Genomic DNA, 23590 nt, shown 5'->3' with positions numbered 1-23590 from the left:
GGAGGCGTCATGGCCATCGTCACGGCGCCGACGAAAGCCTGCGCTGTCAACCCGCTGAAGATGAGCCAGCCGATCGGCGGCGCATTCGCCTTCATGGGGCTGCGTGGGGCGATGCCGCTTCTGCACGGCTCCCAGGGATGCACGTCCTTCGGACTCACGCTTTTCGTCCGGCATTTCAAAGAGGCAGTACCGCTGCAGACCACCGCGATGAGCGAGGTCGCGACCGTACTTGGCGGTTATGAGAATCTCGAGCAGGCGATACTGAACATCTACAACCGTACTAAGCCAAAGATCATCGGAATCTGCTCAACCGGTGTCACCGAGACCAACGGCGACGATGTGGATGCCTACCTCAAGCTAATCCGGAGCAAGCATCCGCAACTCGCAAAGTTGCCACTGGTGTATGTCTCGACGCCTGATTTCAAGGGCGCGTTCCAGGACGGCTGGGAGAAGGCTGTGGCGCGCATTGTGGAGGTGCTGGTGGAAGGGCCCAGCGCCAATGGCCTGCGGGACCCGTCGAAAGTGAATGTTCTGCCGGGATGTCACCTCACGCCCGGCGACCTTGATGAACTCCGTGTCATAGTGGAGGATTTCGGCTTGTGCCCGTCCTTCCTCCCTGACCTGGCGGGATCGCTCGATGGGCATATCCCCGATGAGTTTACGCCCACGACCATCGGCGGCATCGGCGTCGACGAAATCGCGAGCATGGGCCGCGCCGGATGGACGATTGCAATCGGGGCGCAGATGCAGCGTGCGGCGGAGGTCATGCAGGTCAAGACCGGCGTGCCTTTTCGCGTCTTCGAGCGGATGTGTGGTCTCTGTCCGAACGACGAATTCATGACGTTCTTGAGCGAGATCAGCGGCCGCCCCATACCCTTGAAATATCGGCGCCAGCGAGGTCAGCTCGCCGATGCAATGCTGGACGCGCACTTCCATATTGGGGGCCGCAAAGTTGCTATCGGCGCTGAGCCAGACCTTCTGTTCGATCTGTCCGGCATGCTGCACGACATGGGCGCGCAGGTGACAGCGGCTGTGACGACCACCCAGTCGGAGGTGATCGAGAGGATCAAGACCAAGGAGGTGCTCATTGGCGATCTCGAGGATTTGGAAGGGCTTGCCAAAACACACCATTGCGACCTGCTGATCACGCATTCGCATGGCAGGCAAGCGGCGGCTCGGCTGAAATTGCCGTTATATCGTACGGGTTTTCCGATGTTCGATCGAATTGGTGCGGGACACCAACTATCCGTGGGCTATCGTGGTACCCGCAATCTGATCTTCGAAATCGCCAACCTCGTGATCGCGCACCGCGAGGAAAACGATCAGCCTACGCCCGATAGATGGCGGACTGCGTCCGGACCGCCACGTTGCTCGGGCTATCACAGTTCCAACGGCTCGGCTGGGGGGGCAATTGGATGAAGGTCGCGTTTGCCACTCAGGACCTGAGACGAGTCGATGCCCATTTTGGTTGGGCAAAGAATATCGCAATCTACGATGTCACGCCTGGAGGGCACCTGTTTCTCAAAGCGATTGAGTTTGAGGGCGATCTTAAGGAAGACGGCAACGACGACAAGTTGGTGCCGAAGATCGAGGCGATCAAGGATTGCGCAATCCTTTACGTCGCCGCCATTGGTGGTGCCGGGGCTGCGCGAGTGGTGGCCAACAAGATCCATCCTATCAAGGTGAACAAGCCAGAAAGCATTCTGGTGTTGCTCGAAAAACTCGAGCGCGTACTGAAGGGCACGCCACCTCCCTGGCTACGCAAGGCCATGGCAAAGGACCGAGCGCGTCCGTTCGAGTTCGACGAATGAGGTGATATGACCGCAAAAATAGAGCAACAGGACAGCGCCGTCGACGCGCCGTTCCTCAAGGAGTTGATCAAGATTTGGCGCGCTCAGGATACCAACGGAGCTTGGGAGGCGAAGAGCGATCTTGAACTGCTCGGACCGTATATCCTGGACAAGCAGAAAAGGCGCGCATTGCCGATTATCGGTGATCCTGATCCCGATACACTGTGGCGGCTTAAGCTGTTCTTCGATGCCGTCGCGCTCTCGATCGAAAGGGAGACCGGCGGGATGATCCAGCCGATTCTGGATCTGCATCATGAAGGCTTCGGCCGCATGGTGCTCATCTCAGGCCGGCTGATCGCCGTGAACAAGCAGTTGCGCGACGTGCATCGCTTCGGATTCGATAATTTCGTAAAGCTCGCGCAGGAAGGCGACAAATATGTCAGCGACGGAATCGACCTGATTCGGAAATTTCCGGACGTGGCGAACTATTGAGGATACTCATGAGCGATCGTGAAACACTGAAGGCCGAACTAAAGAAAGTATCGGCCAAGGCGATACAGGCCAAGATGGATCTGCACGACCTTTCGGAAGAGTTACCCATCAATTGGACCTCGATCATGGTGGTGGCGCAGAAGGCGCACGATGCCTATGCCGAATTCGAGCGCAAGAGTCATCACTTGAAGACGCTCGAAAATAGTTAAAGGAGCCATGCATGTCATTTGCAACGCGCGACGGCCGCGACTGGACGCCACAATACCTGAGCTCGATCGACGCCAAGAAGTGCATCGGCTGTGGTCGCTGTTTCAAGGTGTGCGGTCGAGATGTCATGACGTTGAAAGGAATCAGCGATGAGGGCGAACTTGTCGAGCTCGATGGCGACGAGGACGGTGAGATCGAAAAGAAGATTATGGTTCTGAATGATCAAGGCGCCTGCATCGGGTGCGGTGCATGCGCCAGGGTTTGTCCGGCCAACTGCCAGACTCACACTTCAGCCGTTTCTGAAGCGGCGTGAGCGAGCACACCTCGTTCTGTCGCGGCACTCATGGTGGGGACGGCGCGCCAGAAGGATCTCGATCAACATTGAATGGCTAGATCGAGCGAGCTAAGGCGCAAGCATTGCCCGGTGATGGTTGGGCGCCGGCTAGGTTATGCCGATGCAATCGCCGTTGCTCACAACCGCTCGTCTCCAAGGTCTGCCTATTCGTAGAAGGCGAGCCGCGCCTCCCGCAGCGCTAAGTAGATCGAAATGCCCGTCATGACGAAGCCCGAAGAAGCATAGTTCAAGGCAGGTAGCCAGTACGTCGGGCGATTTGATCGGAGGGGATGCTGTGCATGTCTGCTTACGATCAGGAGAAGCTTACTTGTCCGCCGCGCCGCCGATCGTGGATAGTGATGTCTTCCTAGATGGTCGATCTCTATAGTGAACGTGATGTGCCGGAAACACCTTAGTTGGTCTTTTGCGCTCGCCCGGTGGCGGAGGACATTTCGCTGCCCAGGACACCGTGGTTGCAATAGAGCACGTGGACATCGATAGCACATCGCAAATCAGGACACGGAGCACTTGGCACGCAGGTCTTTAATTGTCGTTGGCGGGCATCTGGTCGGGCCGCATACCCATCTGCTGATAGGAACCTGCAAGTCATTATCATTAGACGTCGGTCTCTTTGACGGATCGGCAGCCGGCGATCTTACGTGCGATTCTACCCACAGATCGCGGCTTGTCGCAGCGACTATCTGTAACTCACGCGCAGAGTGCGTCGGGTAGTCACGCCGAAGCGCCGAGGCTTTGGTCAGGTTGTGGTCAGCTAGGAATCCTATCCTAGCCGGCAGAGCTTGCACGGCACGAGCTCAGTTGCGTGCAACTTTGCCGATAGGAGAGTGCTCTCATGTATGGCAGAAGCGTTGGCTCATCCAGCCAGTTCACAACCGGTAACCAAACTGACGATTCGTCAGAAGCGGGAGATAGTCCCCGTTTTGCGGAAACAGTTGCAGGAATGGAGCGAGGTGGCTCGTCATCCGAACCAGCGGCGTCATACTCTCTCGTTTCCGAACCGCCCATTAGAGAGATCGACCGAGAGTCCTTCTTGCGCGGAGTTGAGAGATTCTTGCGCAATGATATCAGGCAGATCGCCGAGAGCCCAGAAGAGTACTCGGACTTCGTCTCCCAGAAGGCTGAGCGCGCAGCGACGGTTGCTGGAAGTTACGCCAACACCTACGACGATCCAAATAAGCCAGCACGATTTTACAGCTATCGGTTGGGCGACGAAGTTGTCGGGCTTCTAAGAGCAGGTGGCCCGGCTCGGATTAAAGGAGACCATTTTCAGCAGCAGTTTGGGCGCAATGATATCACATCCGTCGTAGATCTTAGGGTGACTCATCCGCTTGTCGAGAACGCTGGCGATATCTTGCTAGAACATCAGCTGCGAGAGGACGGGGACCATCCGCTCATCTTGTCGCAGCCGGCCCGGACGGGCATGGAACCACGTCTAGCGGACATGGGTTTTGTTCACGTGGGTCGTAACCACTGGGCGCTTGATCCTCACCAGCGCCCCGATGTGTGGGCGAAGAACGAGAACGACGAGTGGCAGCGGGTCGGCAAGCCTACGAAGTATCTTTCCAAAGATGGGGGCAGTGATGTCGGTCCTCAGGATTCGTCGGACGATGACCCTTCATTCTACTTGGAGCGCGCTCTTAGCGGGATGCACATGGAGTAAATTGGCTGCAGAAGCAGCAGCGGGCCTGAAATGACGGACATTTGACCGTTCTACCCCAAGGCTCAACGGACTCAAAGGGGCGCACGCTCGCTGCGTCGCCCCCGCCGGCTGAGCGTCCGTTCAACCTTGCTCCGAAGGTGCTTACGAAGCTGCGGTGGGATGCGCGATCCGAGGGGGCGTAGCGGGGGCTCCCTACGGAGTGGCCATCAACGAGCAGCAACGACTAGCCACCGCAGGCAGCTATCCGGCAAATGGTGCAAAGGGCTTGGACCCGAAAGCTGCACCTGCACGGCCTTCATGGAAACGGCAAAGGCCCAAATTGTCGAATTGATTGCTCTGAATTATGCGTCGGGTAATTGGGTGAGCCCTGCACTTGTATGGTTCTTGCAGGTTGATTGCAAAGCGACAATGAAAAGCGTCTTGCAATAAATGGGCGATAAATGAAGCCAAATCCCATCTACGCGATCTGCAGCTTTAACGACATTCCGAGCCGCCAGGCCGTGGGATTCCACCTTATGGTCGCCGATGAGCACGGCAATCACCGGCCATGGTCCATCATTGTGGTGCGCTGGGGCAAAAAGGTGCTTGGCTACGCCAATAAATGCCCGCACAACGGCGTCAACTTGGACTGGGAGCGGAACGAATTCCTCGACCCATACGGTATCCGGCTGATGTGCGGCAAGCACGGTTCGACCTTCGAACTCGGCACCGGCCGGTGCGTCGAAGGTCCATGTCAAGGTAGAGCGCTCACGCCGATCGCGTTGGCAGTTCTGGATGGTGATATCTGCGTCGTTGGTGTGCATCTTGTCGAAGAAGTTGCATCGGCCCACACCTGAAGACCGCGCTCAGACGGGCCGGTTCTCGTTGCGGTTTTTCACGGGCTCCATCCTCTTTAGCCCGTCGTCGTACGAGATCTCCTCGTAGGACAGGTCGAGATCCTTTGCGGCATCGAGGAGGTAATCAAGCTTGCCGCCCGGATCGAGCTTCTTGATTTCGTCCTTGTTGAGCCCCACCAGGTCCATCATCTCCTTCCAAACCGTGGATTCATCGCACGGTAGAATGTGGAACCTAATGTCACCTAACTTCACTCGGTACTTCGCCAGCAAGTCAATGTTGTTGCAGAACATGAAGTAGCTGCCGGTTGGGCTTAAGGCGCCGTCAAGCACGGTCGCGACGTCAGCAAGATAGGCGAAGGAATGCAGGTAGCCGGCCAGCACCGGAATAGTGCGTTCGCCGTCCTGCGCGATCGTCAACACCTGCTCAATCGAATATTCTGGCGGCCGTTTCTCGTCCGCGACCTGAGTCTGGAATTTTAGTGCGACGTCGCCGCGAAAGCCGAACCTGCCCGGCTTGGTAGTCCCGCCTTTGAGTACGGCATTGAGCAAGCGGCCCTCCTTCTCAAGTCTGCCGAGTGCGCTGTTCTCGATTGCAGTCATTAAATTCGTCCTCGATCTAAGCTCGTCACCGACGCCTTTGCCGGTCCCAGATGCGATGCAAATTGCTTGCCGTCGCATGAGTAGGGGCCTTCGCCGTAGCTTAGAAAGAAAATGCCTCAGTGGCTGCGATCGCATCAAGGAGCCTTGTCGGGAACGCGACACCGGTTGCAAAGCAAACAGGCGCGATCCGAAAAAGTGAGCATCATGAAGCGCCTGCGCGCTGGCACGTGGCTTGCCCTTAGCAGCTATATCCAAGCTGATGAGGGAAAGCCGTGATCAACCTGACGGATAGCGCAGTGAATGCAATCAAGAGCGCGATTTCATCCTCGACGTACCCGACTGGCGGTCTGCGCGTCATGATCGAAGCAGGCGGCTGCAATGGATTCAAATACAAGATGGGTCTTGTCGAAGAACCGAAGCCTGACGACACCGTGATCGAATGCGACGGGCTGAAGGTGTTCGTCGATAACAAGAGCTGTGAGCATCTGATGGGCACGACCATCGATTTCGTAATGGCGCTGGAGAGTTCTGGCTTTACCTTTCACAACCCGAACGCCACCGCGAACTGCTCATGCGGAAAATCGTTCAGCTGATGAGACAAATCGTTCAGCTGCTGAGAAGGTCATCGGAGTATGCCGGCGGAACCGGACAACTGAGGCAATCGTCGTCCACTGCGACAGACCGAGAGCGTCGCATTCGCGGCGCAATCGAAGAGATCGGACCCAATCTGCAACGCGACGATAGCGACCGTCACCTGATGGGGATCGATGGCAGCACGGTCATGGTCAGGCTCACCGGTGCCTGCACGTTGTGTAAGCTTTCGATCGTGACGCTGAAAGGCATTCAGGCGCGGCTGGTCGGTAAACTCGGCGAATTGGTTCGCCTGATCCCCGTCGCTGCTGCAGGCGAGGCAGTGCATTGAGCGAAAATCGAGTGCCGATCTACCTCGATAACAATGCAACGACGCGGACGGATCCATCCGTTGTGCAAGCCATGTTGCCGTTCTTCACGGAGCAATTCGGCAATGCTTCGTCCACGCATGCCTTCGGCAGCGAGGTCGCAGTCGCTGTGAGGCAGGCCCGGCGTAGCTTGCGGGGCCTACTAGGGAACGCATACGAACATGAAATCGTTTTTACCTCGGGAGGGACCGAGGCCAATAACGCCGCGGTCCTCTCTGCGCTTGCGATGCAGGAAGGCCGCGACGAGATCGTCACCACCTCAGTTGAGCACTCCGCCGTTCTTGCGCTAACCGAGCAATTGGCGGCAAGAGGAGTCAAGACGCGCATCGTACCCGTAGATGCCCACGGCCGGCTCGACATCGAGGCGTTTCGCGGCGCACTCGGGCCACGTACAGCGATTGCCTCGGTTATGTGGGCCAACAACGAGACCGGAACGATGTTTCCCGTGGAGTTTCTGGCCGGGTTGACCCGTGAGGCGGGCGCGCTGTTTCACACCGATGCGGTTCAGGCCGTCGGCAAGGTGCGCGTGAACCTAAAGGACAGTGCGATCGACATGCTGTCGCTATCTGGGCACAAACTGCACGGGCCCAAGGGCATCGGCGCGCTATATTTGCGCACAGGGACAAAATTCCGGCCGCTGATCTGCGGCGGATCACAGGAACGAGGGCGCCGCGGCGGAACTGAGAATATTCCCGGCATTGTTGGCCTGGGAAAGGCCGCCGAGCTTGCGGCGAAGCGGCTCGAACCGGAGCGCATTCGCATTGGCGCGTTGCGCGACCGCCTTGAGCAGGGAATTTTGCACAACGGCGAGTGCGTTGCGCTCGGCGATATCAGCAATCGATTAGCGAACACGGCCAATATTGCCTTCGATCATCTCGAAGGCGAAGCCATCGCCCACCATCTCGATGGGGTGGGCATTGCCGTGTCGCTCGGATCAGCCTGCAACGCTGGCTCAATGCAGCCATCCCATGTTCTGCGTGCCATGCAGGTGCCGGCGTGGCGGATGCGTGGCGCGGTGCGCTTTTCCCTGTCCCGTGAAACCTCCTTCGCGGAGGTCGATAACGTCGTGTGCGCAGTGTCCGACATCGCGGCTCGCCTGCGCGCCACCTCCCCCGTCGCAGTCAGGGAGTAGACCTCGTGAAAATCATGATCCGCCGGTCTCCGGACGCGGGCCTGTCAATCTACGTGCCAAAAAAAGATCTCGAAGAGCCAATCGTGGAATCCGAGTACGAGACGCTATGGGGCGGCTGGATCAAAGTAGCTAATGGCTGGGTGCTCGATTTGCCCGAGATGGCGAGCGACACACGGCTACCGATCACAATCAACGCAAAAAAACGGGGTGACAACGGGGGCGATCCGTGAAGGCGCCCCCGCAGATTGACTTTGTCGATGCTGCCGATGCAAAGGCGACGCTCGTGGACATCGCTGCCGGCCTGAGGGCCGCGAGCGTCATTCCCTATCTCGGTCCTGGCCTCGCCGAGTTGTGCAGATCCGATATGCCGACCACGCCAGAGGCGTTGGCCAGCTTCTTCGCGAGCAAGGTTGCGCTGCCGCGGCGGGCTAGGGGCAATGCGTGGGCGTCGGCGCAGCATATCGAGATCAGCAAACACCGGTCCTCCGTGACGGCATTGATGATGCAGGCCTTCGCTCGACCGGTCGAGCCGACGCGGTTGCACCATCATCTTGCGTCCCTTTCGCTGCCCGTCATAGTCGACGCCTGGTATGATGCCGCCATGCGCTCGGCGCTGGGTAAGCGCGATGGATGGGGCGAAGTGCAGGGTATCACCCGCATCGGCATTGGCGAGAATTGCTGGTATCGCTTTTACGATTCACTTGGCCAAGAGGTCGACAGTGCCGTGGCCGGCAGCTGGGCGACGGTGTTGTACAAGCCGCATGGCAGCGTGCAGCCGGCCAAGAACTTCCTTATCTCCGACGCTGACTATGTCGAGGCGTTGACCGAAATCGACATTCAGACGCCAATTCCGGACATCATCAAGGAAAGGCGAATCGGACAGACCTTTCTCTTCATCGGCTGTCGCTTCAACGACCAGCTCTTGCGTAGCTATGCCCGGCAGATCATCAAGCGCTCGGCCGACACCCACTATGCGATCGTTGATCCGGACGCGCTCTCTCGCAACGAGCTCCGCTTTCTACTCGAGCAAGGCCTTACACCGCTTGCGATTGGGCTCTCTTGCGCGGTTGAGATACTGATCACCAACTAGCGTCCTTGTGAAGCCCGAATCCCCCAGCTCGTGTCAACATATTTGCGAGAGCCGCAACACGAGAAGACCCGTTCAGGTGGAGCCGGGTTCCGGCGAGCTCCGCGCGAGAATGAATGCACAAGCCATGGAGCGCTGCGTGAGAATGGCGAAGTATCTGTCGCATTCTCAACAAGCGCATCATTGCATGTTCTTACATGCGCCAGCGCCCATCGTTTCTGCTAACTCGTTGCCGTATGGCTGCAATTTCATCGTCTTGGCCATGGCATGCAAGTTGCTACCCAGCTCCTCGAGGCTCGCTCACGGATGGTCCGGGGAGGCCGATGATGCCTACAGGGAAGAATGAGAATGAACGCGGTCGTCAGACGCGGAAAGTATGTCAAAGCTGCAGTGGATGGCGGCGAGATGAAGCCCGCCGCGGACCATAAGGGCTGCCGCGCTTCGGCCAACACCGGGCAGGCGAGCTGCGGCTCGCAGGCAGGGCAAGGCGATCTGCCGATCGAAACCTGGGAAAAGGTCAAGAACCATCCTTGCTACAGCGAAGAAGCGCATCATCATTACGCCCGCATGCATGTCGCGGTCGCGCCTGCCTGCAACATGCAGTGCAACTACTGCAACCGAAAATACGACTGCGCCAATGAATCGCGTCCGGGTGTCGTGAGCGAGAAGCTCACGCCTGAGCAGGCGGTAAGAAAAGTGCTCGCGGTCGCGACCGCCATTCCGCAGATGACGGTCCTTGGCATCGCTGGTCCCGGCGACCCCCTGGCCAATCCAGCAAAGACGTTCAAGACCTTCGAGCTGGTCGCTAAGGCGGCTCCAGATATCAAGCTGTGCCTGTCAACCAATGGACTGGCTCTGCCGGACCATATTGATACCATCGCCAAGTCTAGAATTGACCACGTCACCATCACCATCAACATGGTCGATCCCGAAATCGGCACCAAGATCTACCCGTGGATCTTCTTCAACCACAAGCGCTACACTGGCATAGACGCGGCAAGGATACTCACCGATCGCCAGCTGCAAGGCCTCGAGATGCTTAGCGAACGGGGTATCCTGTGCAAGGTCAACTCGGTGATGATCCCAAACATCAACGACCGCCACTTGGTCGAGGTCAACAAGGCGGTGAAGTCGCGCGGTGCATTCCTTCACAATATCATGCCACTGATCTCCGCGACCGAGCACGGCACCGTATTTGGCCTCAACGGTCAGCGCGGACCGACTGCGTGGGAATTGAAGGCGCTGCAAGATGCTTGTGAAGGGGAGATAACAATGATGCGGCATTGCCGCCAGTGCCGCGCCGATGCGGTTGGTCTACTCGGGGAGGATCGCGGCGCAGAATTCACCGCCGGCCAGGTCATGAAAATGGACGTCCAATATGACCTAGAGATGCGCAAGGGTTATCAGGACAGGGTAGAGGATGAGCGTGCCGCCAACGTCGCGGCCGCCCAAAAGGAGCTTGCGGAATTTGCCGGAGAGATCAGCGCGATCACTCTTCTAGTGGCGGTCGCAACCAAGGGCTCGGGGTTGATCAACGAGCACTTTGGGCATGCAAAGGAGTTCCAGGTTTACGAACTTTCTACATCCAGCGCCAAATTCGTCGGCCACCGCCGCGTGGACGTTTACTGCCAGGGCGGTTATGGCGAGGAGGACAGGCTTTCCGCCATCATGCGTGGCATCCATGACTGCCATGCGGTCTTCGTGTCCAAGATTGGCGACTGCCCGAAAAGCAATCTGATCAAGGCGGGGATCGAGCCGGTCGATCAATACGCCCATGAGTTCATCGAGAAGTCGGCGATCGCCTGGTTCAAATCCTATCTGGACAAGGTGAAACGCGGGGAGATCCAGCACGTGCAGCGCGGCGACGCTGTGATCCAGCAAGGATCTCTGATCTCTGCAGCGTAAGGAGGAATATGTGCCATTCAAGATCATCGCCTCGCAGTGTACGAGCTGCTCAGCCTGCGAACCGTTATGTCCGAACGTTGCCATCTCGGAGAAGGGGGGGAGCTTTGTCATTGAAGCGGCGAAATGCACTGAATGTGTTGACCATTTCGATGACCCGCAATGTGTCGCCGCCTGTCCGGTCGACAATACCTGCGTGGTTGACACATCCTTGCCTCGCTACCAGGCGCCAGCCTAAAGTGTGAGGCCGATGATTGGCATGCCAAGGGCTGGTGCTGAAACCGTCGTAAGCTTCGTGCTGCGCGTTGGCGTCGACCCGACGTTCGGTTCTCCATCACGGACGACGACAGCGCTGGATTGCCCTACGATCGTGCTGTTGCTGGTCGGCAGCACGGCCCTGGTGGCCATTTCATTGCGCGCGATGGTCCAAAGGCGCTTCGCGATGCCGAGCGCGGCCTTCTCGGCAGCGCTGCCATCGTCGAGGTGACTCAGTGCCGCGCCACGATGACATGATGCAGGATCTCGCCTGCGGTGGGCGAGGCAGATCCCGCATCTTTAAAGAGCGATGCATGAGGAGCGGTACATGAACAGCATCGTTCGCGACAGCGACGTCGTCGAGCTCAGCGAGCCGCCTGTCTTCAGCTTTGGCCAAAAGGTGCGGGCCAATCGCACCATCCGCAATGATGGCACCTATCGCGGCAAGGAGATTGGCGACGTTTTAGTCAAGAAGGGAGAGGTGGGTTACGTCGTATCGATCGGCACGTTCCTGCAACAATTCTACATCTACGGCGTCGAGTATCTGGAAAGCGGCTACCGCGTTGGCATGAAGCGCAAGGAACTGGAGCTGGTGGATGCCTGCGAGGAGATCGATGATCTGCCATTGCCGGACGAGTCATGACGCAGCCCGGCTTTCCGAAATACCGACGTGCCGGCGGGTCAAGACCGCAGTCGACCTCCTCAACGACAGCTCATTTACCGATACTGAGCCCGAAGGAGTCTTGCTCGCCGCCGGAGCGACCGGTGAGATCATCAACGTCGCGATCCATACCGAAGCGAACGTGCCGATCTGTATTGTCGATTTTGGTGAGCAGCTGCTCATCGGCTGTCTTGAAAAAGAAATCACAGTGCTCTGATTGGAGGCTTTTGCCATGAATGCTGCGCTGATGAGAAAGGTAAAGGCCGGGCTAGTGCCTCACCCCAACGAGCTCGATCGCAAACGGATCGAGCGCGGCTTGAGCTCGCGCCAGCGCTATCTCTACGTCTCGCCGAACGTGACGCCGGTGAGGGGCGGCTACCTCGTCGAGAGCCCCTGTTGCTCGCGCAACATCAACAAGGATGGCGCTCTCATCGATGTCGCGCTGGTTCTTTATGATGCCGTGAGCGGGGTCTGGAAGCTGTTTCGCAAGAACCACGCGAGAGAAATCTGGGAATTTCACAGCCTTTACTACCGGTTGACTTCGGCAATCGACGAATTGAATGCGGATCCGGAGCGTCTGTTTTGGCAATGACGCCCCGCCTTTCACCAGTCATAGAGGAGCCACGATGGCGCTCACCGCGGAGGAAGTGATCGAAATCGAGCGGCTGCTTGCAGCCGATGGCGCCGAGATGGGTCCGTTTGTCGAGCTGCGGCGCCGCTTTCCGCAGCTTGCTTGGGTGCGCTGTGATGCGTCGGATGTGGCGGATCAGCCATTCCGGCAGTTTCCGTGTTTCGACCTTCATCTGATCGATGGATCGGATCACTGCGTGCGGATTACGGCCGATCCGTCGCTGGCGACCGGCGTCGTATTGGCCAGAAGGAATGTTGGCGATGAGCACTGAACTAGCAGAATATCGTCTTGGTAGCGCGCATACTTTGGAGGAGAATACATCATTCATTCCATTGTCGCATCCCGACATCGCCTTCGCCGAGCTCTCTGCGCTGGAACGGTGCTGTGTTCGCCGCGCATCTCCAACGGGCAGATCACTGAGGCGTTTGAGCACGCTTTCGCGGCCTATCTTGGCCGCAAATATGCTGTTGCGGTCTCGAGTGGTACCATCGGGCTCCTGCTTGCGCTTAAGGCGCTCGACATCGGCTTGGGGCAAGAGGTTATCGCCTCGCCCTACTCCTTTCGTGAGACCGCGCATACCATCAGTCTCGCAGGCGCACGCACGGTATTTGCCGATACTGACTATTGGTCCGGAGCATTAGTCCCAGCGAAGGCCGAAGAGTGCATCACCGCCAAAACGCGGGCAATTGTCGCCGGCAATCCGAACGGTCATCCCGCGCCATGGTCGGAACTACGCGCGATCGGGCAGCGCCATCAGCTGCTGCTCTTGAAGGATTCCACCGAGGCGGTCGGATCGAGCTACAAGGGTGAGCTCGTCGGCCGATTGGGCGACCTCGCGGTGTTCGACTTTGCCCAGCCGGCGGCCCTAACCTGTGGCGAAGGCGCAATGGTGGTGACCGACGATGTCGACATCGCGGTCGGCTTGCGTCGCCATCGCCTGCATCGTCTGGACGAGCGCTCCTCATTTTGTCGTCGGTAACACGGCACCTTACCAGGCTGGCATGAGCGATCTCACGGCTGCCTTGGGCCTGGCGCAGCTCAAGCGCCTCGGTGAAATCCTGGAGCGGCGTCGGTTGGTCGAGCAGCTATACAAAGCGCATATGCAATCATTTGAGGGCATCAAGCCGCCTTAATGTTGGACCCCATGTGACCGAGGTGAACTGGTTGCTTTATCTCGTTCATCTGGGGACGCGCTTCACGCGATCGGCGCGCGACGCCATCATGGATGATCTGCGCGGAGCACAGGTTGAATCTGCCGCCTATAGCGAACCGCTGCACTTGCAACGTCACTACTTTGACTTCGGCTATCGGCGTGGCGACTTCCTGGTTACGGAAAAAATAGCCGAGCGCGCCCTGGCGCTTCCGTTTCACACCCATATCACGAACAAGCAGATCGAGTTTGTCGTCGAGACCATGAAAGATGCGTCGATCAACGTGGGAGCCGGTGCAGCGATTTACTGAGATGATGGTGATCCAACACACGGAAGAACGAGAATTGGATTGCGGTGATCATAGTGTTTGTCATCGCGAGCCATGAGCAAGGGAACCTAAGAGATGCTTCAAGCGACGCGAAGAGGTCCTGCTCGATAGCAAAGGCGCCGCGTCCATGGGCGGCTTGAGGCCCACGCGCCAAGGTGCCGAAACCACGCACTTCACAGTCGAGATCGTCAGTGTCCGCTCGGGACCTTGGAGTTACCAGAACAGGAGATCGATATGAACTCGCAACAAGTCATCATCCACGTCCGCTTCGGTCCGAACGGGAGGGTGATCCAAATCAGCGAGCGCCCGGCGAAGCTCACGCCGAACCAATGGTTTGATGTCCTCAACGCCCGTGCCAGCTCGGCTTATCGGCCGCTCGCTCGTGGCCGTGGGACGTTTCGGCTGAGCCGGACTGCGATCGAAGCCTTCAAGCAGGAAACTGCGAGGCTGGGATGAGCGAACCGATCAACGGCAACCTGATGAGCGATCGAATCGAGGGGTTTGCCGTCTGTCCGGTCGATGCCATCGGGCGGCGTGGCGCCATGGGGTTTAGCTGTCGCGGATCGATGATAGAGGCGAGAGCCGGCCGTTTCCTGTTATTGTGGTGCGCACCTTCGGCAACGACTATCTTGGCTACGTCAATCATTGTCCGCATGAGAGCGTCCGGCTCAACGTCGGCTCCGGCGAGTTTTTTCGGTGGACCGCTCCTCTCTCAGATGCGGCCGGCACGGTGCAAGATTCGAGATCGACACTGTGATGTGCATCGACGGCCCCAGCGATAGACTATCGCTTGAGCCGGTAGCGCTCGCCGTGATCGGAGGTGATGTCTGCCTGCGGCGTCAAGCTGCTAGAGGACCCGGTTTGCCGGCCCGTTCGGAGACAGCGACAAAACCATGGATAAAACGGTCCATCCCCACTAACGAGCCCATCGCTTTGTTGTGCTCGAACTGCCTGAGGCGCTTTGCCGTCGGATGAGGCCGTCCTACTCGTTAGCGTTGGCAGATGGGTGTCACGGCTTTTGACTTGTGAGACAAAACGGGGCTTGGCGTGGATTACGGCCTTGCGCTCCGCGACCTTCGCCGCACCAAGAAGCTGCTCTTGCCTTAGCTCGCAAAATCGAGCAGGCAGCGAAAAGTTGCTGTCGGTTCGCGCCGGGCGACGCGGCGAGCCGATCACGCCATGGCAGAACAGAGCGCTCGAGTCACCGCGCGATCGTCGAGAATAAAGGCTCCTCGGTAGGCGGCGGGAGGCTCATGAAGATCGCTGCTCATTCCAAGATATGTTAGCGTGAGAGCTGGGCAAAATAGCCGAGATTCTCGCTTATCCTGCGTACGAACTGCAGAAGGTTGAAGCGGGAGGTCAAACGCTATGCCGACGTTTGTCGTGTCCGAAACAGAAGCGAACGACATTTTTTGTCACAACTTCGGCAATAGTTGTGAGTCGAGCCGGGCAAAGCAAGGGATCGTTGCAGAAACGAACGTAACGTATCTGGTGCGCGACTTGCTTTGGAGAAGTTGGATGGTGAGCAAGTGATACGGGAAAAGACCGCGATGACGGGAGAAGTGGTTGAAATTGATCAAGGAGGCTGCTCCAGACGCGAAGGTATCTATCGCTGATCTTCAGCGACGACAATCACGATGGTGCCCGCTCATTTCGCCGCTTTTCGCAAGCGCGAGTAGGAATCACTAGCAGCAATTGGTCGATGCGGCGTTCAATCTTAAGAGATTGTGGGGGGCAATGTGCTCGCACTTTGGCTCTTTCAGATGAAGCGCATTGATCACAGGATAGACGCATGAACTCAGAAACCGAATTCGAGCTTCCTCAACTTTATAGGCATCATGTCTTTGCCTGCAACACGCAGCGTCCGCCAACTCATCCGCACGGCAGCTGTGGCGCCTCCGGCGCGCAAGCCCTGTGGGATCGAATGGGCAAGGCGATCGAAGCGCAAGGCCTCTACGATATTGGCTTCACAATGGCAGGCTGCCTTGGCTTTTGCAACTCCGGTCCGTTGATGGTCGTTTATCCTGACGGAGTGTGGTATCGCGCGACCACGCCTGAGGACGTTGACGAAATCGTAAACTCCCACCTCAAGCAGGACAAACGTGTCGACCGCCTTGTGATGGTGCTAAAGCGAGGCTAGAAGCTTCGCTTAGCGGCCACTTGCCGAGCTAGCAAGCATGGACGGCTTGTCCGTCCATGAGCGGGCCGCTCGGAGCTCAGATCGTCTGAGGTTGAGGGGAAGCCTCACGCTCCGGGTCTGCGAACAGCAGGTCATTGACCTTGGCGCGGCGTGCCGCCGTTTTTCTCCGCCCAATAGGCAAATGGCGCCTTTGCAACGCGCGATGAAACAAGAATATGATCATAAACTGGGTCGGTCTGTTTGTGTACCGTCACTCATGGCACGCGATCCGTAGCTCGCAGCGAGAGCAATGCTGCGAATGGCTGCTGCGTCTCGCGAGATGATACGTAATTGACCGCGTCATCTCGCTCCTTCCTTGCGCTGTGGTGGGGTTAAGAGACGCGCTCGATGAGCTCGCCGCGTCCGGTTGATCAACTGGGTCCTGTCCTAGCCTCAGAACTTGTAGGTGACGCCGCCGCCGACGAGCCATGGGTCGATGTTGGCGCGCCCGGTGACGGCAACTGCATTGTTTACGGTCGCGGAGTACTCCGGCCGCAGCCACAGCTTCTTCACGTCAAAGTTGAGGCCCCAGTGACGATCAAGCATGTAATCGAAGCCGAATTGGACAGCCGCGCCGAATTGGTTGCTGATGCGCAAATCCGTCACGGCAAGTCCGGCGAGCGAGGTATTCGCTGCCGATTGGTTGAAGAATGCGGTGTAGTTGACGCCCGCGCCGATATAGGGCTTGAGCCGGCCGAAATCTGTGAAGTGATATTGCAGCGTCAGTGTTGGCGGCAACAGCCAGGCTTTGCCGATATCGAGCCCAGTGAGCGCGCCACTGCCGCTGATGTGATGGCTGGTCACGCCGAGAATGAGTTCAGCTGCAACGTTTTTCGTGAAGAAATAGGTGATGTCGAGCTCGGGTATGGCTTGAGAGCTGATCGAAAGCCCGGAACTTGGTGAGGACAGCGAGGGCGTCCCGGCAACGTTGACCGAGCTTCCTGCGGTATCCGGCAAAATGCCGAGCACGCGCAGGCGGATCATCCATGGATTGAAGGGTTCGATTGGAGGCGCTTTATAGTAGACCGGAGCCGGACGCAGATCCGCAGCCCGTACGGAGATGCTGGCCAACGAGCTCGCTAGTGCGAGGAGCGATGCCGCCGTCAGAACTGTCCTTGTTCTCATCGAAGTCTCCATTCCATAAGTTCGCGCGAGGAGCCGGGCGAGATCTCTGCACACATGGGGAATGGCGGAGGATTTGATACCGATCAAAATGGGAGCGACCGTCGCACAATTATGCCGCTAAGTTGCATAAGGATCACGACCGCGGAGCGTGGTGGTCTGTTCTGATCGATATTTCAGTCAAGAGAGCCGAAGTGTTCAAGAAACTGTCTCTCGGCTTGGTGCTCTGATCCAATCCAGGCCGCGGAGTCATGGGTGATAGAGGCGGCAACTGCGGCGGCCTCTCACACCTTGCGAAGGCGAGAAGCGCAGCATGCGAGCGCAATATGGGCGATGCCGCCTTACGGGGCAGCCACTCGCGCCGGCCGTCTCAGCGAAGATCCCCTCGGTTACTACCGGTGAAGGAAGCCGGAAGTGGGGAACGTCATTCTTTGCCTCGTTTGATGGCCTGGGGGTACGCTCCGCCGTTTCCTCACGTCTGTGGACAACGCGTGCGGTTTGCTTTGTGGAAGCATTCCTCGAGATTATCTTGCGTGTTGCGGCCAAGCAGCGACAGCACGGGCTCATGATCGAGTCCGGCACATCGTGCGCCGTCTACGTCGATCAGCGGTCGTCGTATCAGGAGCGGATCGCCTACCATCAATGCAAGTGCGCCTGCCGCGTCGATCGTATCGAGATTGACTTCGCCTGACTTGATACGGGGCGCGGCTCGGTTGAACCAGGCCTCGACGGGCATGTTGCCGAAAAACTGGCGCAACTCCTCCGCATCCCATGGCTTATTCAAGATGTCTTGGGCGATCACGTCGTGGCCGGCGGACTTCAGCGCTTGAATCTGACGCGCGTTAGTGGCGCAGCCGAGCTTCTGATAAAAGATGATTGTCGCCACGACATACCTATGTGAGCGCGCTGAGCTGAACGATTGGCACGGCGCTGCTGCTTTCGTGAGCCGGTTCGAATTTCTTGCCCGATCATTTCCAATGTCAGCGCACCAAGCGCTGTACTGTATTTGCAACACTCGCCTCTGGTCCGCCAGGTTTTGAGCCCGACCGGCATATTCACGCTTCTCAAATCGCTCGACTTGCGAGAACAGCAGCAAGTTCCGTTCCACACCTGAAGGCATCGGAACAGGTCCCGCCAAATCGGCTTTTCGCGTTAATGGTTGTGGTCGTTGTTCGCTTTCTGACAGCCGCGCAGATCCTGTCGGATCAGAAACAACCAGGATCACTCCACGGCTGGTTGGTTTTTAGAAGCGTAATCAGATGCTTAAGGAGCGTGGTCAAGCGTTGGCACGGCGGTTGCTAATAAGCGGCAGCAACACTGAGTGAGGGCTGAGTGCACGCCGACGCGTAAGGCGAGCGATGCGCTCCTTCCCTTGAACCCGTGTGCCCCCGTTTCTGAGAGAGAAACAAGCTCGCGCGCAAGAAGCGCGCAACTTTTGGCAAATCGGTTGATGGAGAGCAACATGTCTTCACTGAGACAAATCGCGTTCTACGGGAAGGGCGGCATCGGCAAGTCGACCACTTCGCAGAACACGCTGGCGGCGCTGGCCGAGATGGGTCAGAAAATTCTGATTGTGGGGTGCGATCCGAAAGCGGACTCGACCCGCCTGATTTTGCACGCCAAGGCGCAAGACACGATTTTGAGCCTTGCAGCGAGCGCCGGCAGCGTGGAAGACCTTGAGCTCGAGGACGTAATGAAGGTCGGCTACAAGGACATTCGCTGCGTGGAGTCCGGTGGTCCTGAGCCGGGTGTCGGCTGCGCCGGGCGCGGCGTCATTACCTCGATCAATTTCCTGGAGGAGAACGGCGCCTACGAGAACATTGACTATGTCTCATACGACGTGCTCGGCGACGTCGTTTGCGGGGGCTTTGCGATGCCAATCCGCGAGAATAAAGCGCAGGAAATCTATATCGTGATGTCCGGTGAAATGATGGCGATGTATGCCGCAAACAACATTTCCAAGGGCATCCTGAAATACGCGAACTCTGGCGGCGTGCGGCTGGGCGGTCTGATTTGCAACGAGCGGCAGACCGACAAGGAGCTGGAACTGGCGGAAGCGTTGGCCAAGAAGCTAGGAACTCAGCTGATCTACTTCGTGCCGCGCGACAACGTGGTGCAGCATGCCGAGTTACGCCGCATGACGGTGCTCGAGTATGCACCCGAGTCCAAGCAGGCCGATCACTATCGCAATCTTGCGACCAAGGTTCACAATAATGGCGGCAAGGGCATCATCCCGACCCCGATCTCCATGGACGAGCTTGAGGACATGCTGATGGAGCATGGCATTATGAAGGCCGTAGACGAATCCATCATCGGCAAGACCGCCGCCGAGTTCGCGGCGTCGTAAAGGTCGCGTGTCGCAGCCTTGTGAAGGCGCGCGACGGGTGCCGGTCTCCCAAACCGCCCATCCCGGGAGGCCGGCATTCTAACGATCGAGCCTGACCAAAACCAGGATGCGGCGGGCAAACCTGACCACTGTGGAAACCCGCAAAATTATGTCCGAAGCGCACTTCCTTCCGTTGATGGCTGCTTGTGCCGTTGATGCCAACAGCCAGATGCACAGGGGAATTGCAACCTACAGCCTGCTCACCGGTGTGCCTCCTGCAGATGCCGATATCGCCATTGACAGCAATCTCGACCGCCATGTCCTGGCGTCCATCCTGGCGGCTGCCACAATGGATGGTGGCTCCCTTCCCGAGAAGGCCGGCCTGTGCGGCCTTGACCTGGCGGCCTTGCTGGAGCAGTACTTTCCCTCCCTTGAGATCAAGCTCGCGGAGCAGCTCTCGGCTTTCAAGTGCGAAGAGTACGACGAGATCGCAATGCTGCGCGATTTCTTGCTCAAGCAACGCTCGACTGAAGGGGATATCGGCCGCTGGCTGGCTGCGATGATCGCGCGCCGCGCCATTGAGCCAGACCATCTGTGGGAAGCTCTCGGCTTGCGCAATCGTGGCGAACTCTCTCGTCTGCTCAGCCGCCATTTCGCGCCGCTCGCCGCGCGCAATGTCAACAATATGCGCTGGAAGCGCTTCTTCTACCGCATGCTTTGCGAGGACGAAGGCCTCGTGATGTGCACAACACCCGCGTGCACGCAATGTGTCGACTTCAACCTTTGCTTCGGCGAAGAAAGCGGTGAGAGCCGGATGGCCGAGCGCCGGCGCGATTTTCTGTTGCAGGCGGCTCGGCCGGTCGTTGCCGGCGACTGGCCATCTGAACTGCCACAAGGGTCCGCGATCGCACCATCATCGGAGAAAGCCTCGCCGGATTTGGTGAGCCGCGCGGAAGGTTGAGGGCGCGGCTGACGCCGTTTCGAGCGAGTGACCATGTGTCCAAAGCGGCGGAGGGCTCAAGTGCTCCGCGACAAATCTCACATCCTGCGCGCCGCAATTGCATTAACGTTCGAACTCGGCGGGGCAACAGGCAAGGCGTCCGCTTCATGAGCCTGTCGCATTTGCGACAATCCATTTGCTGAAGAAGGTCGAGGACGGAAGCGTTAGCTTAGTCAGAGGGTTGCCTGGGACGACAGGCTGGCATGCTGGTTGCTGAAGCTTAGGTAGGTCAAACAATGAGGAGCTCTCGCGTGATTGCCGCCAGCACCGCCGCCGAATCGTCTTGGTCCGACCAGGTGCGCGCCAAGCCCACCGTGCTCAACGACACGACATTACGCGACGGCGAGCAGGCACCTGGCGTTGCGTTCACCACAGAGGAAAAGCTGGCGATCGCGCAGGCGCTGGCGCGGGCCGGAGTCACGGAGATCGAGGCGGGAACGCCAGCGATGGGCAACGAGGAGATCGCCGCCATTCGCGGCATTGTCGAAGCAGATCTTCCGCTGACCACCATAGGCTGGTGTCGGATGCGGGAATCGGATGTCGACGCGGCGATCGAAGCAAAGGTGTCCATGATAAATATGTCGGTCCCGACCTCCGATGTACAGATCGCGGCCAAGCTAGGTGGTCATCGCGACCTGGCACTGGAACGGGTGAAGCGAGTGGTAGGCTATGCCTGTGCGCGCGGACTTGAGGTCGCCGTCGGTGGTGAGGACTCCTCCCGCGCCGACATCGATTTTCTCATCAGACTGATGGCAACTGCAAAAGCCGCGGGCGCGCGTCGCTTTCGTATTGCAGATACGCTCAGTGTGCTCGATCCCGACGCAACCTACGCGCTGGTCATGAATTTGCGTGCGACGACCGATCTCGAACTCGAGTTTCACGGTCACGATGATCTCGGACTCGCAACTGCCAACACGCTCTCCGCTATCAAGGCTGGCGTGAGCCACGCCTCAGTGACCGTCATCGGGCTGGGCGAGCGGGCCGGAAATGCCCCGCTCGAGGAAATCGCGGTCGCACTCAAGCAGCTCTACGGGCGCGAGACCGGCATCATACTCCCGGAGCTCGAGAACGTCGCCGCGGTGGTAGCAGCCGCGGCCGCACGTGCGATTCCTACGAACAAGGCCATCGTCGGGGAGCATGTATTTACGCACGAATCCGGCATCCATGTCGATGGCCTTTTGAAGGATCAACGCACCTATCAATCGCTTGATCCCGTTTTGCTTGGTCGCTGCAACCGCTTTGTGATCGGCAAGCATTCCGGACTTGGGGCGATCACCGCGTTACTCGATGAACTGAAGCTCGTCGCCAGCCCCGATCAAGCCAGACAGATTCTGTCGCAAGTCCGCAAATATGCCATCGAGCACAAGCGGCCGGTCGCGCGCGAAACCGTGGCGGCGATCTGGCGCGACGTGTGCGGATGCCTGGCAAACCACCCCGCGTGAAAAGCCGTGTCCAACAATATTTGCGTCGACCACTCGCAAACCGACGCGCCGCAAGGACGGTGTTCGATATCGCTGATGGGCGCGAACGGCGTCCAGCTTTCGCACGTCAGATCCTCTGGCGCCATCTCACCTCCAGATCTTACTTGCCGTTCCGCCATACATGCTGTGATCTCTTACCCAACGGCGAGCCGTCCCCGGACTGCCAATCGGCGTCTTCTCGCGCGGCTGATTTCCGGTCCGGCGACCGGCCTGACGAGCGTCAACCTCGATCGTGGTCTGGCCATTGATCCCAAATCTTCATCGGGACCGACGTCGTCACCGGCGGACCTGCTGATCGGGCAGCGAAGTTGATGGCTCGTTTTCCGGAGTCAGGCTTTGGCGATGTGCACCAGCTGTGCGAGGCAGGACAGCAGCAGTCAACAGGGACAACCCCATCTCATTTACCGTCGAGAGCTAATCCGAAGGAGATTTTCCATGATCAACTCATCCCCGGCAGCCGGTATCCTGGATCGGCTCAGCAAGGCCTCGTCGGCAGAGGATTTTTTTTCGCTACTTGACGTCGATTACGACCCTAAAATCGTGAATGTCGCGCGCCTTCACATCTTAAAGCGCATGGGACAATATTTTGCAAAAGAGCAATTTGCTGGTGCCGCAGAACCGGAAATTAGAGCTCGGTGCAAGGCGATGCTGGAGCAGGCCTATGCCGATTTCGTGGCATCGTCACCGATCGACCAGCGAGTGTTCAAGGTTTTGAAGGCGGCGGTCGCAGACCCTAAGAAGGCGGCGGCCTTCGTCCCATTGAGCGAGCTGAAGTGATCTAGCGTTCCACTGCAAGCAAGGTGTGCCCGACGGGGCACCGTGGCAACCCGATGTGCGGCCTTCGTCTTTCTCCGGGTCAACTCTCTGCAGCTATCACCCGAGCGGCGGCTGTCGTATTCCCGACCCATGTCTGGACTGGTCGTGTCCACGGTATCAGCGGATATTCAAGTGTCTGCCAAACCATTACTTTCGACTGACATTCAGTGTTTTTTGCAACTGGTACGACACTTGCTGTTGTCCTGCCGATCCGATCATCGATGCCGATAGATGGTAGTCGTCCGAGATGAGATTAAAGGAAGACCCATGATGCTGCTTTTAATGCCTGCCGAGCCCTGCGCCATCATCTCGTGGCATACGATCGCGCCAGGTCCGTTCGAAACTGTCTTTGACGCGATCAAGGCTCCGTATGAACGGTGAGATGGTGGTCAATGGATAAGTCGCCCGTTCGCGCTACACCTGGAGAGGGTATGCACAGCGTCGTCCGCATCAAATCGGCCCCGGATTCCGCTCAGATTTGTATCCATCTCATGGCGGATTGCAACATGCGTCAGGAAGAGGGCCAACGTCGGCCCATACGGGCTGTCCGCGCTGGAGGCTCGGCATGGATCGCGTGACAGGTGCGTTGCGAGGATCGCCCTCGTCGTCACAGTCGATGT

Annotated in this window: 28 protein-coding genes and 1 pseudogene; 26 read left to right on the top strand and 3 right to left on the bottom strand. The window is 58.2% G+C overall.

Translation table 11 applies throughout. The features are described 5' to 3' along the window. Positions 1 to 9 precede the first annotated feature (9 nt). From nifN to CV770_RS07435, 7 genes are all read left to right on the top strand, one after another. Positions 10 to 1419 (top strand): nitrogenase iron-molybdenum cofactor biosynthesis protein NifN, encoded by a 1410-nt coding sequence (gene nifN, locus CV770_RS07465; protein WP_104461847.1) that lies wholly within the window; start codon positions 10 to 12, stop codon positions 1417 to 1419. Continuing rightward, entirely contained in the window at positions 1416 to 1811 is a 396-nt protein-coding gene (gene nifX / locus CV770_RS07460) for a nitrogen fixation protein NifX (protein ID WP_104461846.1), read from the top strand. The genes nifN and nifX overlap by 4 nt, the downstream gene beginning before the upstream one ends. Positions 1812 to 1817: 6 nt before the next feature. Continuing rightward, positions 1818 to 2282: a NifX-associated nitrogen fixation protein gene (locus CV770_RS07455; protein WP_104461845.1), complete on the top strand. Its 465-nt coding sequence runs from the start codon at positions 1818 to 1820 to the stop codon at positions 2280 to 2282. 8 nt (positions 2283 to 2290) lie between these two features. Further along, complete coding sequence (locus tag CV770_RS07450; protein ID WP_104461844.1) at positions 2291 to 2491, top strand: CCE_0567 family metalloprotein; 201 nt, start codon at positions 2291 to 2293, stop codon at positions 2489 to 2491. Between the two features lie 11 nt (positions 2492 to 2502). Next, a complete protein-coding gene (gene fdxB, locus CV770_RS07445) occupies positions 2503 to 2802 on the top strand; it encodes a ferredoxin III, nif-specific (protein WP_104461843.1) in 300 nt (99 codons plus the stop codon). Between the two features lie 982 nt (positions 2803 to 3784). Then, on the top strand, positions 3785 to 4504 hold the full coding sequence (locus CV770_RS07440) for a host specificity protein (RefSeq protein WP_104461842.1): 720 nt from the start codon (positions 3785 to 3787) through the stop codon (positions 4502 to 4504). 440 nt (positions 4505 to 4944) lie between these two features. After that, positions 4945 to 5340, top strand: a complete 396-nt coding sequence (locus CV770_RS07435; protein ID WP_104461841.1) for a Rieske (2Fe-2S) protein — start codon at positions 4945 to 4947, stop codon at positions 5338 to 5340. 9 nt (positions 5341 to 5349) lie between these two features. Here the strand turns inward: CV770_RS07435 and CV770_RS07430 are convergent, their stop codons facing one another. After that, positions 5350 to 5940, bottom strand: coding sequence for a hypothetical protein (locus tag CV770_RS07430; RefSeq protein ID WP_104461840.1), 591 nt, complete (start codon positions 5938 to 5940; stop codon positions 5350 to 5352). Positions 5941 to 6212: 272 nt separating this feature from the next. Between CV770_RS07430 and CV770_RS07425 the strand changes: the two genes are divergently transcribed. From CV770_RS07425 to CV770_RS07350, 15 genes and pseudogenes are all read left to right on the top strand, one after another. Continuing rightward, the gene (locus CV770_RS07425) at positions 6213 to 6533 is read left to right on the top strand and encodes a HesB/IscA family protein (RefSeq protein ID WP_104461839.1); all 321 of its coding nucleotides are present in this window, start codon (positions 6213 to 6215) and stop codon (positions 6531 to 6533) included. Continuing rightward, complete coding sequence (locus CV770_RS07420) at positions 6512 to 6862, top strand: NifU family protein (RefSeq protein WP_245453695.1); 351 nt, start codon at positions 6512 to 6514, stop codon at positions 6860 to 6862. Before CV770_RS07425 ends, CV770_RS07420 begins: the two co-directional genes overlap by 22 nt. Beyond that, positions 6859 to 8031 (top strand): cysteine desulfurase NifS, encoded by a 1173-nt coding sequence (gene nifS / locus CV770_RS07415; RefSeq protein WP_104461837.1) that lies wholly within the window; start codon positions 6859 to 6861, stop codon positions 8029 to 8031. Before CV770_RS07420 ends, nifS begins: the two co-directional genes overlap by 4 nt. Before the next feature lie 5 nt (positions 8032 to 8036). After that, on the top strand, positions 8037 to 8261 hold the full coding sequence (gene nifT / locus CV770_RS07410) for a putative nitrogen fixation protein NifT (protein ID WP_104461836.1): 225 nt from the start codon (positions 8037 to 8039) through the stop codon (positions 8259 to 8261). Next, a complete protein-coding gene (locus CV770_RS07405; protein WP_104461835.1) occupies positions 8258 to 9121 on the top strand; it encodes an SIR2 family NAD-dependent protein deacylase in 864 nt (287 codons plus the stop codon). The genes nifT and CV770_RS07405 overlap by 4 nt, the downstream gene beginning before the upstream one ends. Before the next feature lie 402 nt (positions 9122 to 9523). Continuing rightward, positions 9524 to 11023, top strand: a complete 1500-nt coding sequence (nifB, locus tag CV770_RS07400; RefSeq protein ID WP_104461885.1) for a nitrogenase cofactor biosynthesis protein NifB — start codon at positions 9524 to 9526, stop codon at positions 11021 to 11023. Positions 11024 to 11033: 10 nt separating this feature from the next. After that, positions 11034 to 11258 (top strand): 4Fe-4S binding protein, encoded by a 225-nt coding sequence (locus tag CV770_RS07395; RefSeq protein WP_104461834.1) that lies wholly within the window; start codon positions 11034 to 11036, stop codon positions 11256 to 11258. Positions 11259 to 11270: 12 nt separating this feature from the next. Beyond that, entirely contained in the window at positions 11271 to 11507 is a 237-nt protein-coding gene (locus CV770_RS07390; RefSeq protein WP_210203157.1) for a hypothetical protein, read from the top strand. A gap of 96 nt (positions 11508 to 11603) precedes the next feature. Next, positions 11604 to 11918 (top strand): nitrogen fixation protein NifZ, encoded by a 315-nt coding sequence (locus CV770_RS07385; RefSeq protein WP_104461832.1) that lies wholly within the window; start codon positions 11604 to 11606, stop codon positions 11916 to 11918. Beyond that, positions 11890 to 12153, top strand: a complete 264-nt coding sequence (locus CV770_RS07380) for a nitrogen fixation protein NifZ (protein WP_245453694.1) — start codon at positions 11890 to 11892, stop codon at positions 12151 to 12153. The genes CV770_RS07385 and CV770_RS07380 overlap by 29 nt, the downstream gene beginning before the upstream one ends. Before the next feature lie 15 nt (positions 12154 to 12168). Next, a complete protein-coding gene (locus CV770_RS07375; RefSeq protein ID WP_104461884.1) occupies positions 12169 to 12528 on the top strand; it encodes a DUF3024 domain-containing protein in 360 nt (119 codons plus the stop codon). A 34-nt stretch (positions 12529 to 12562) separates the two neighbouring features. After that, positions 12563 to 12838 carry a DUF6129 family protein gene (locus CV770_RS07370; protein ID WP_104461831.1) on the top strand — a complete coding sequence of 92 codons (276 nt, stop codon included), beginning with the start codon at positions 12563 to 12565 and terminating at the stop codon, positions 12836 to 12838. After that, a pseudogene (locus CV770_RS07365) lies at positions 12828 to 14028 on the top strand (DegT/DnrJ/EryC1/StrS family aminotransferase). The gene CV770_RS07370 and the pseudogene CV770_RS07365 overlap by 11 nt, the downstream one beginning before the upstream one ends. 252 nt (positions 14029 to 14280) lie before the next feature. After that, positions 14281 to 14502 (top strand): hypothetical protein, encoded by a 222-nt coding sequence (locus CV770_RS07360; protein WP_104461883.1) that lies wholly within the window; start codon positions 14281 to 14283, stop codon positions 14500 to 14502. 1336 nt (positions 14503 to 15838) lie between these two features. Next, positions 15839 to 16186, top strand: a complete 348-nt coding sequence (locus CV770_RS07350) for a (2Fe-2S) ferredoxin domain-containing protein (protein ID WP_104461830.1) — start codon at positions 15839 to 15841, stop codon at positions 16184 to 16186. Between the two features lie 432 nt (positions 16187 to 16618). Here the strand turns inward: CV770_RS07350 and CV770_RS07345 are convergent, their stop codons facing one another. Together CV770_RS07345 and CV770_RS07340 are read right to left on the bottom strand one after the other, a co-directional pair. Further along, positions 16619 to 17362: an OmpW/AlkL family protein gene (locus tag CV770_RS07345; protein WP_201759731.1), complete on the bottom strand. Its 744-nt coding sequence runs from the start codon at positions 17360 to 17362 to the stop codon at positions 16619 to 16621. A 457-nt stretch (positions 17363 to 17819) separates the two neighbouring features. Then, the gene (locus CV770_RS07340; RefSeq protein WP_104461828.1) at positions 17820 to 18233 is read right to left on the bottom strand and encodes an ArsC/Spx/MgsR family protein; all 414 of its coding nucleotides are present in this window, start codon (positions 18231 to 18233) and stop codon (positions 17820 to 17822) included. 576 nt (positions 18234 to 18809) lie between these two features. On the opposite strand from CV770_RS07340, the gene nifH reads away from it, so the two are divergent. The 4 genes from nifH to nifW all read left to right on the top strand — a co-directional run bounded on the left by nifH (position 18810) and on the right by nifW (position 22931). Then, the gene (gene nifH / locus CV770_RS07335; RefSeq protein WP_104461882.1) at positions 18810 to 19694 is read left to right on the top strand and encodes a nitrogenase iron protein; all 885 of its coding nucleotides are present in this window, start codon (positions 18810 to 18812) and stop codon (positions 19692 to 19694) included. A gap of 148 nt (positions 19695 to 19842) precedes the next feature. Beyond that, positions 19843 to 20634 carry a nitrogen fixation protein NifQ gene (locus CV770_RS07330; protein ID WP_104461881.1) on the top strand — a complete coding sequence of 264 codons (792 nt, stop codon included), beginning with the start codon at positions 19843 to 19845 and terminating at the stop codon, positions 20632 to 20634. Positions 20635 to 20924: 290 nt separating this feature from the next. Next, a complete protein-coding gene (gene nifV, locus CV770_RS07325) occupies positions 20925 to 22115 on the top strand; it encodes a homocitrate synthase (RefSeq protein ID WP_502693589.1) in 1191 nt (396 codons plus the stop codon). A 474-nt stretch (positions 22116 to 22589) separates the two neighbouring features. Further along, on the top strand, positions 22590 to 22931 hold the full coding sequence (gene nifW / locus CV770_RS07320; protein WP_104461827.1) for a nitrogenase stabilizing/protective protein NifW: 342 nt from the start codon (positions 22590 to 22592) through the stop codon (positions 22929 to 22931). Positions 22932 to 23590: the final 659 nt, after the last annotated feature.

It is taken from the genome of Bradyrhizobium sp. AC87j1 (assembly GCF_002936975.1).
GTDB lineage: Bacteria > Pseudomonadota > Alphaproteobacteria > Rhizobiales > Xanthobacteraceae > Bradyrhizobium > Bradyrhizobium shewense.
This window is presented reverse-complemented; position numbering and strand designations above follow the sequence as displayed.

What these genes read in the sequence shown, in the direction of transcription:
- CV770_RS07435 (WP_104461841.1), top strand. Translation starts at nt 4,945, where the DNA reads ATGAAGCCAAATCCCATCTACGCGATCTGCAGCTTTAACGACATTCCG.
- nifH (WP_104461882.1), top strand. Translation starts at nt 18,810, where the DNA reads ATGTCTTCACTGAGACAAATCGCGTTCTACGGGAAGGGCGGCATCGGC.
- CV770_RS07440 (WP_104461842.1), top strand. Translation starts at nt 3,785, where the DNA reads ATGGAGCGAGGTGGCTCGTCATCCGAACCAGCGGCGTCATACTCTCTC.
- nifB (WP_104461885.1), top strand. Translation starts at nt 9,524, where the DNA reads ATGAAGCCCGCCGCGGACCATAAGGGCTGCCGCGCTTCGGCCAACACC.
- CV770_RS07330 (WP_104461881.1), top strand. Translation starts at nt 19,843, where the DNA reads ATGTCCGAAGCGCACTTCCTTCCGTTGATGGCTGCTTGTGCCGTTGAT.
- CV770_RS07450 (WP_104461844.1), top strand. Translation starts at nt 2,291, where the DNA reads ATGAGCGATCGTGAAACACTGAAGGCCGAACTAAAGAAAGTATCGGCC.
- CV770_RS07370 (WP_104461831.1), top strand. Translation starts at nt 12,563, where the DNA reads ATGGCGCTCACCGCGGAGGAAGTGATCGAAATCGAGCGGCTGCTTGCA.
- CV770_RS07390 (WP_210203157.1), top strand. Translation starts at nt 11,271, where the DNA reads ATGATTGGCATGCCAAGGGCTGGTGCTGAAACCGTCGTAAGCTTCGTG.
- CV770_RS07350 (WP_104461830.1), top strand. Translation starts at nt 15,839, where the DNA reads ATGAACTCAGAAACCGAATTCGAGCTTCCTCAACTTTATAGGCATCAT.
- CV770_RS07455 (WP_104461845.1), top strand. Translation starts at nt 1,818, where the DNA reads ATGACCGCAAAAATAGAGCAACAGGACAGCGCCGTCGACGCGCCGTTC.
- CV770_RS07430 (WP_104461840.1), bottom strand. Translation starts at nt 5,940, where the DNA reads ATGACTGCAATCGAGAACAGCGCACTCGGCAGACTTGAGAAGGAGGGC.
- CV770_RS07420 (WP_245453695.1), top strand. Translation starts at nt 6,512, where the DNA reads ATGCGGAAAATCGTTCAGCTGATGAGACAAATCGTTCAGCTGCTGAGA.
- CV770_RS07380 (WP_245453694.1), top strand. Translation starts at nt 11,890, where the DNA reads ATGATCTGCCATTGCCGGACGAGTCATGACGCAGCCCGGCTTTCCGAA.
- CV770_RS07360 (WP_104461883.1), top strand. Translation starts at nt 14,281, where the DNA reads ATGAACTCGCAACAAGTCATCATCCACGTCCGCTTCGGTCCGAACGGG.
- nifX (WP_104461846.1), top strand. Translation starts at nt 1,416, where the DNA reads ATGAAGGTCGCGTTTGCCACTCAGGACCTGAGACGAGTCGATGCCCAT.
- nifW (WP_104461827.1), top strand. Translation starts at nt 22,590, where the DNA reads ATGATCAACTCATCCCCGGCAGCCGGTATCCTGGATCGGCTCAGCAAG.
- nifN (WP_104461847.1), top strand. Translation starts at nt 10, where the DNA reads ATGGCCATCGTCACGGCGCCGACGAAAGCCTGCGCTGTCAACCCGCTG.
- CV770_RS07375 (WP_104461884.1), top strand. Translation starts at nt 12,169, where the DNA reads ATGAATGCTGCGCTGATGAGAAAGGTAAAGGCCGGGCTAGTGCCTCAC.
- CV770_RS07345 (WP_201759731.1), bottom strand. Translation starts at nt 17,362, where the DNA reads ATGGAGACTTCGATGAGAACAAGGACAGTTCTGACGGCGGCATCGCTC.
- fdxB (WP_104461843.1), top strand. Translation starts at nt 2,503, where the DNA reads ATGTCATTTGCAACGCGCGACGGCCGCGACTGGACGCCACAATACCTG.
- CV770_RS07385 (WP_104461832.1), top strand. Translation starts at nt 11,604, where the DNA reads ATGAACAGCATCGTTCGCGACAGCGACGTCGTCGAGCTCAGCGAGCCG.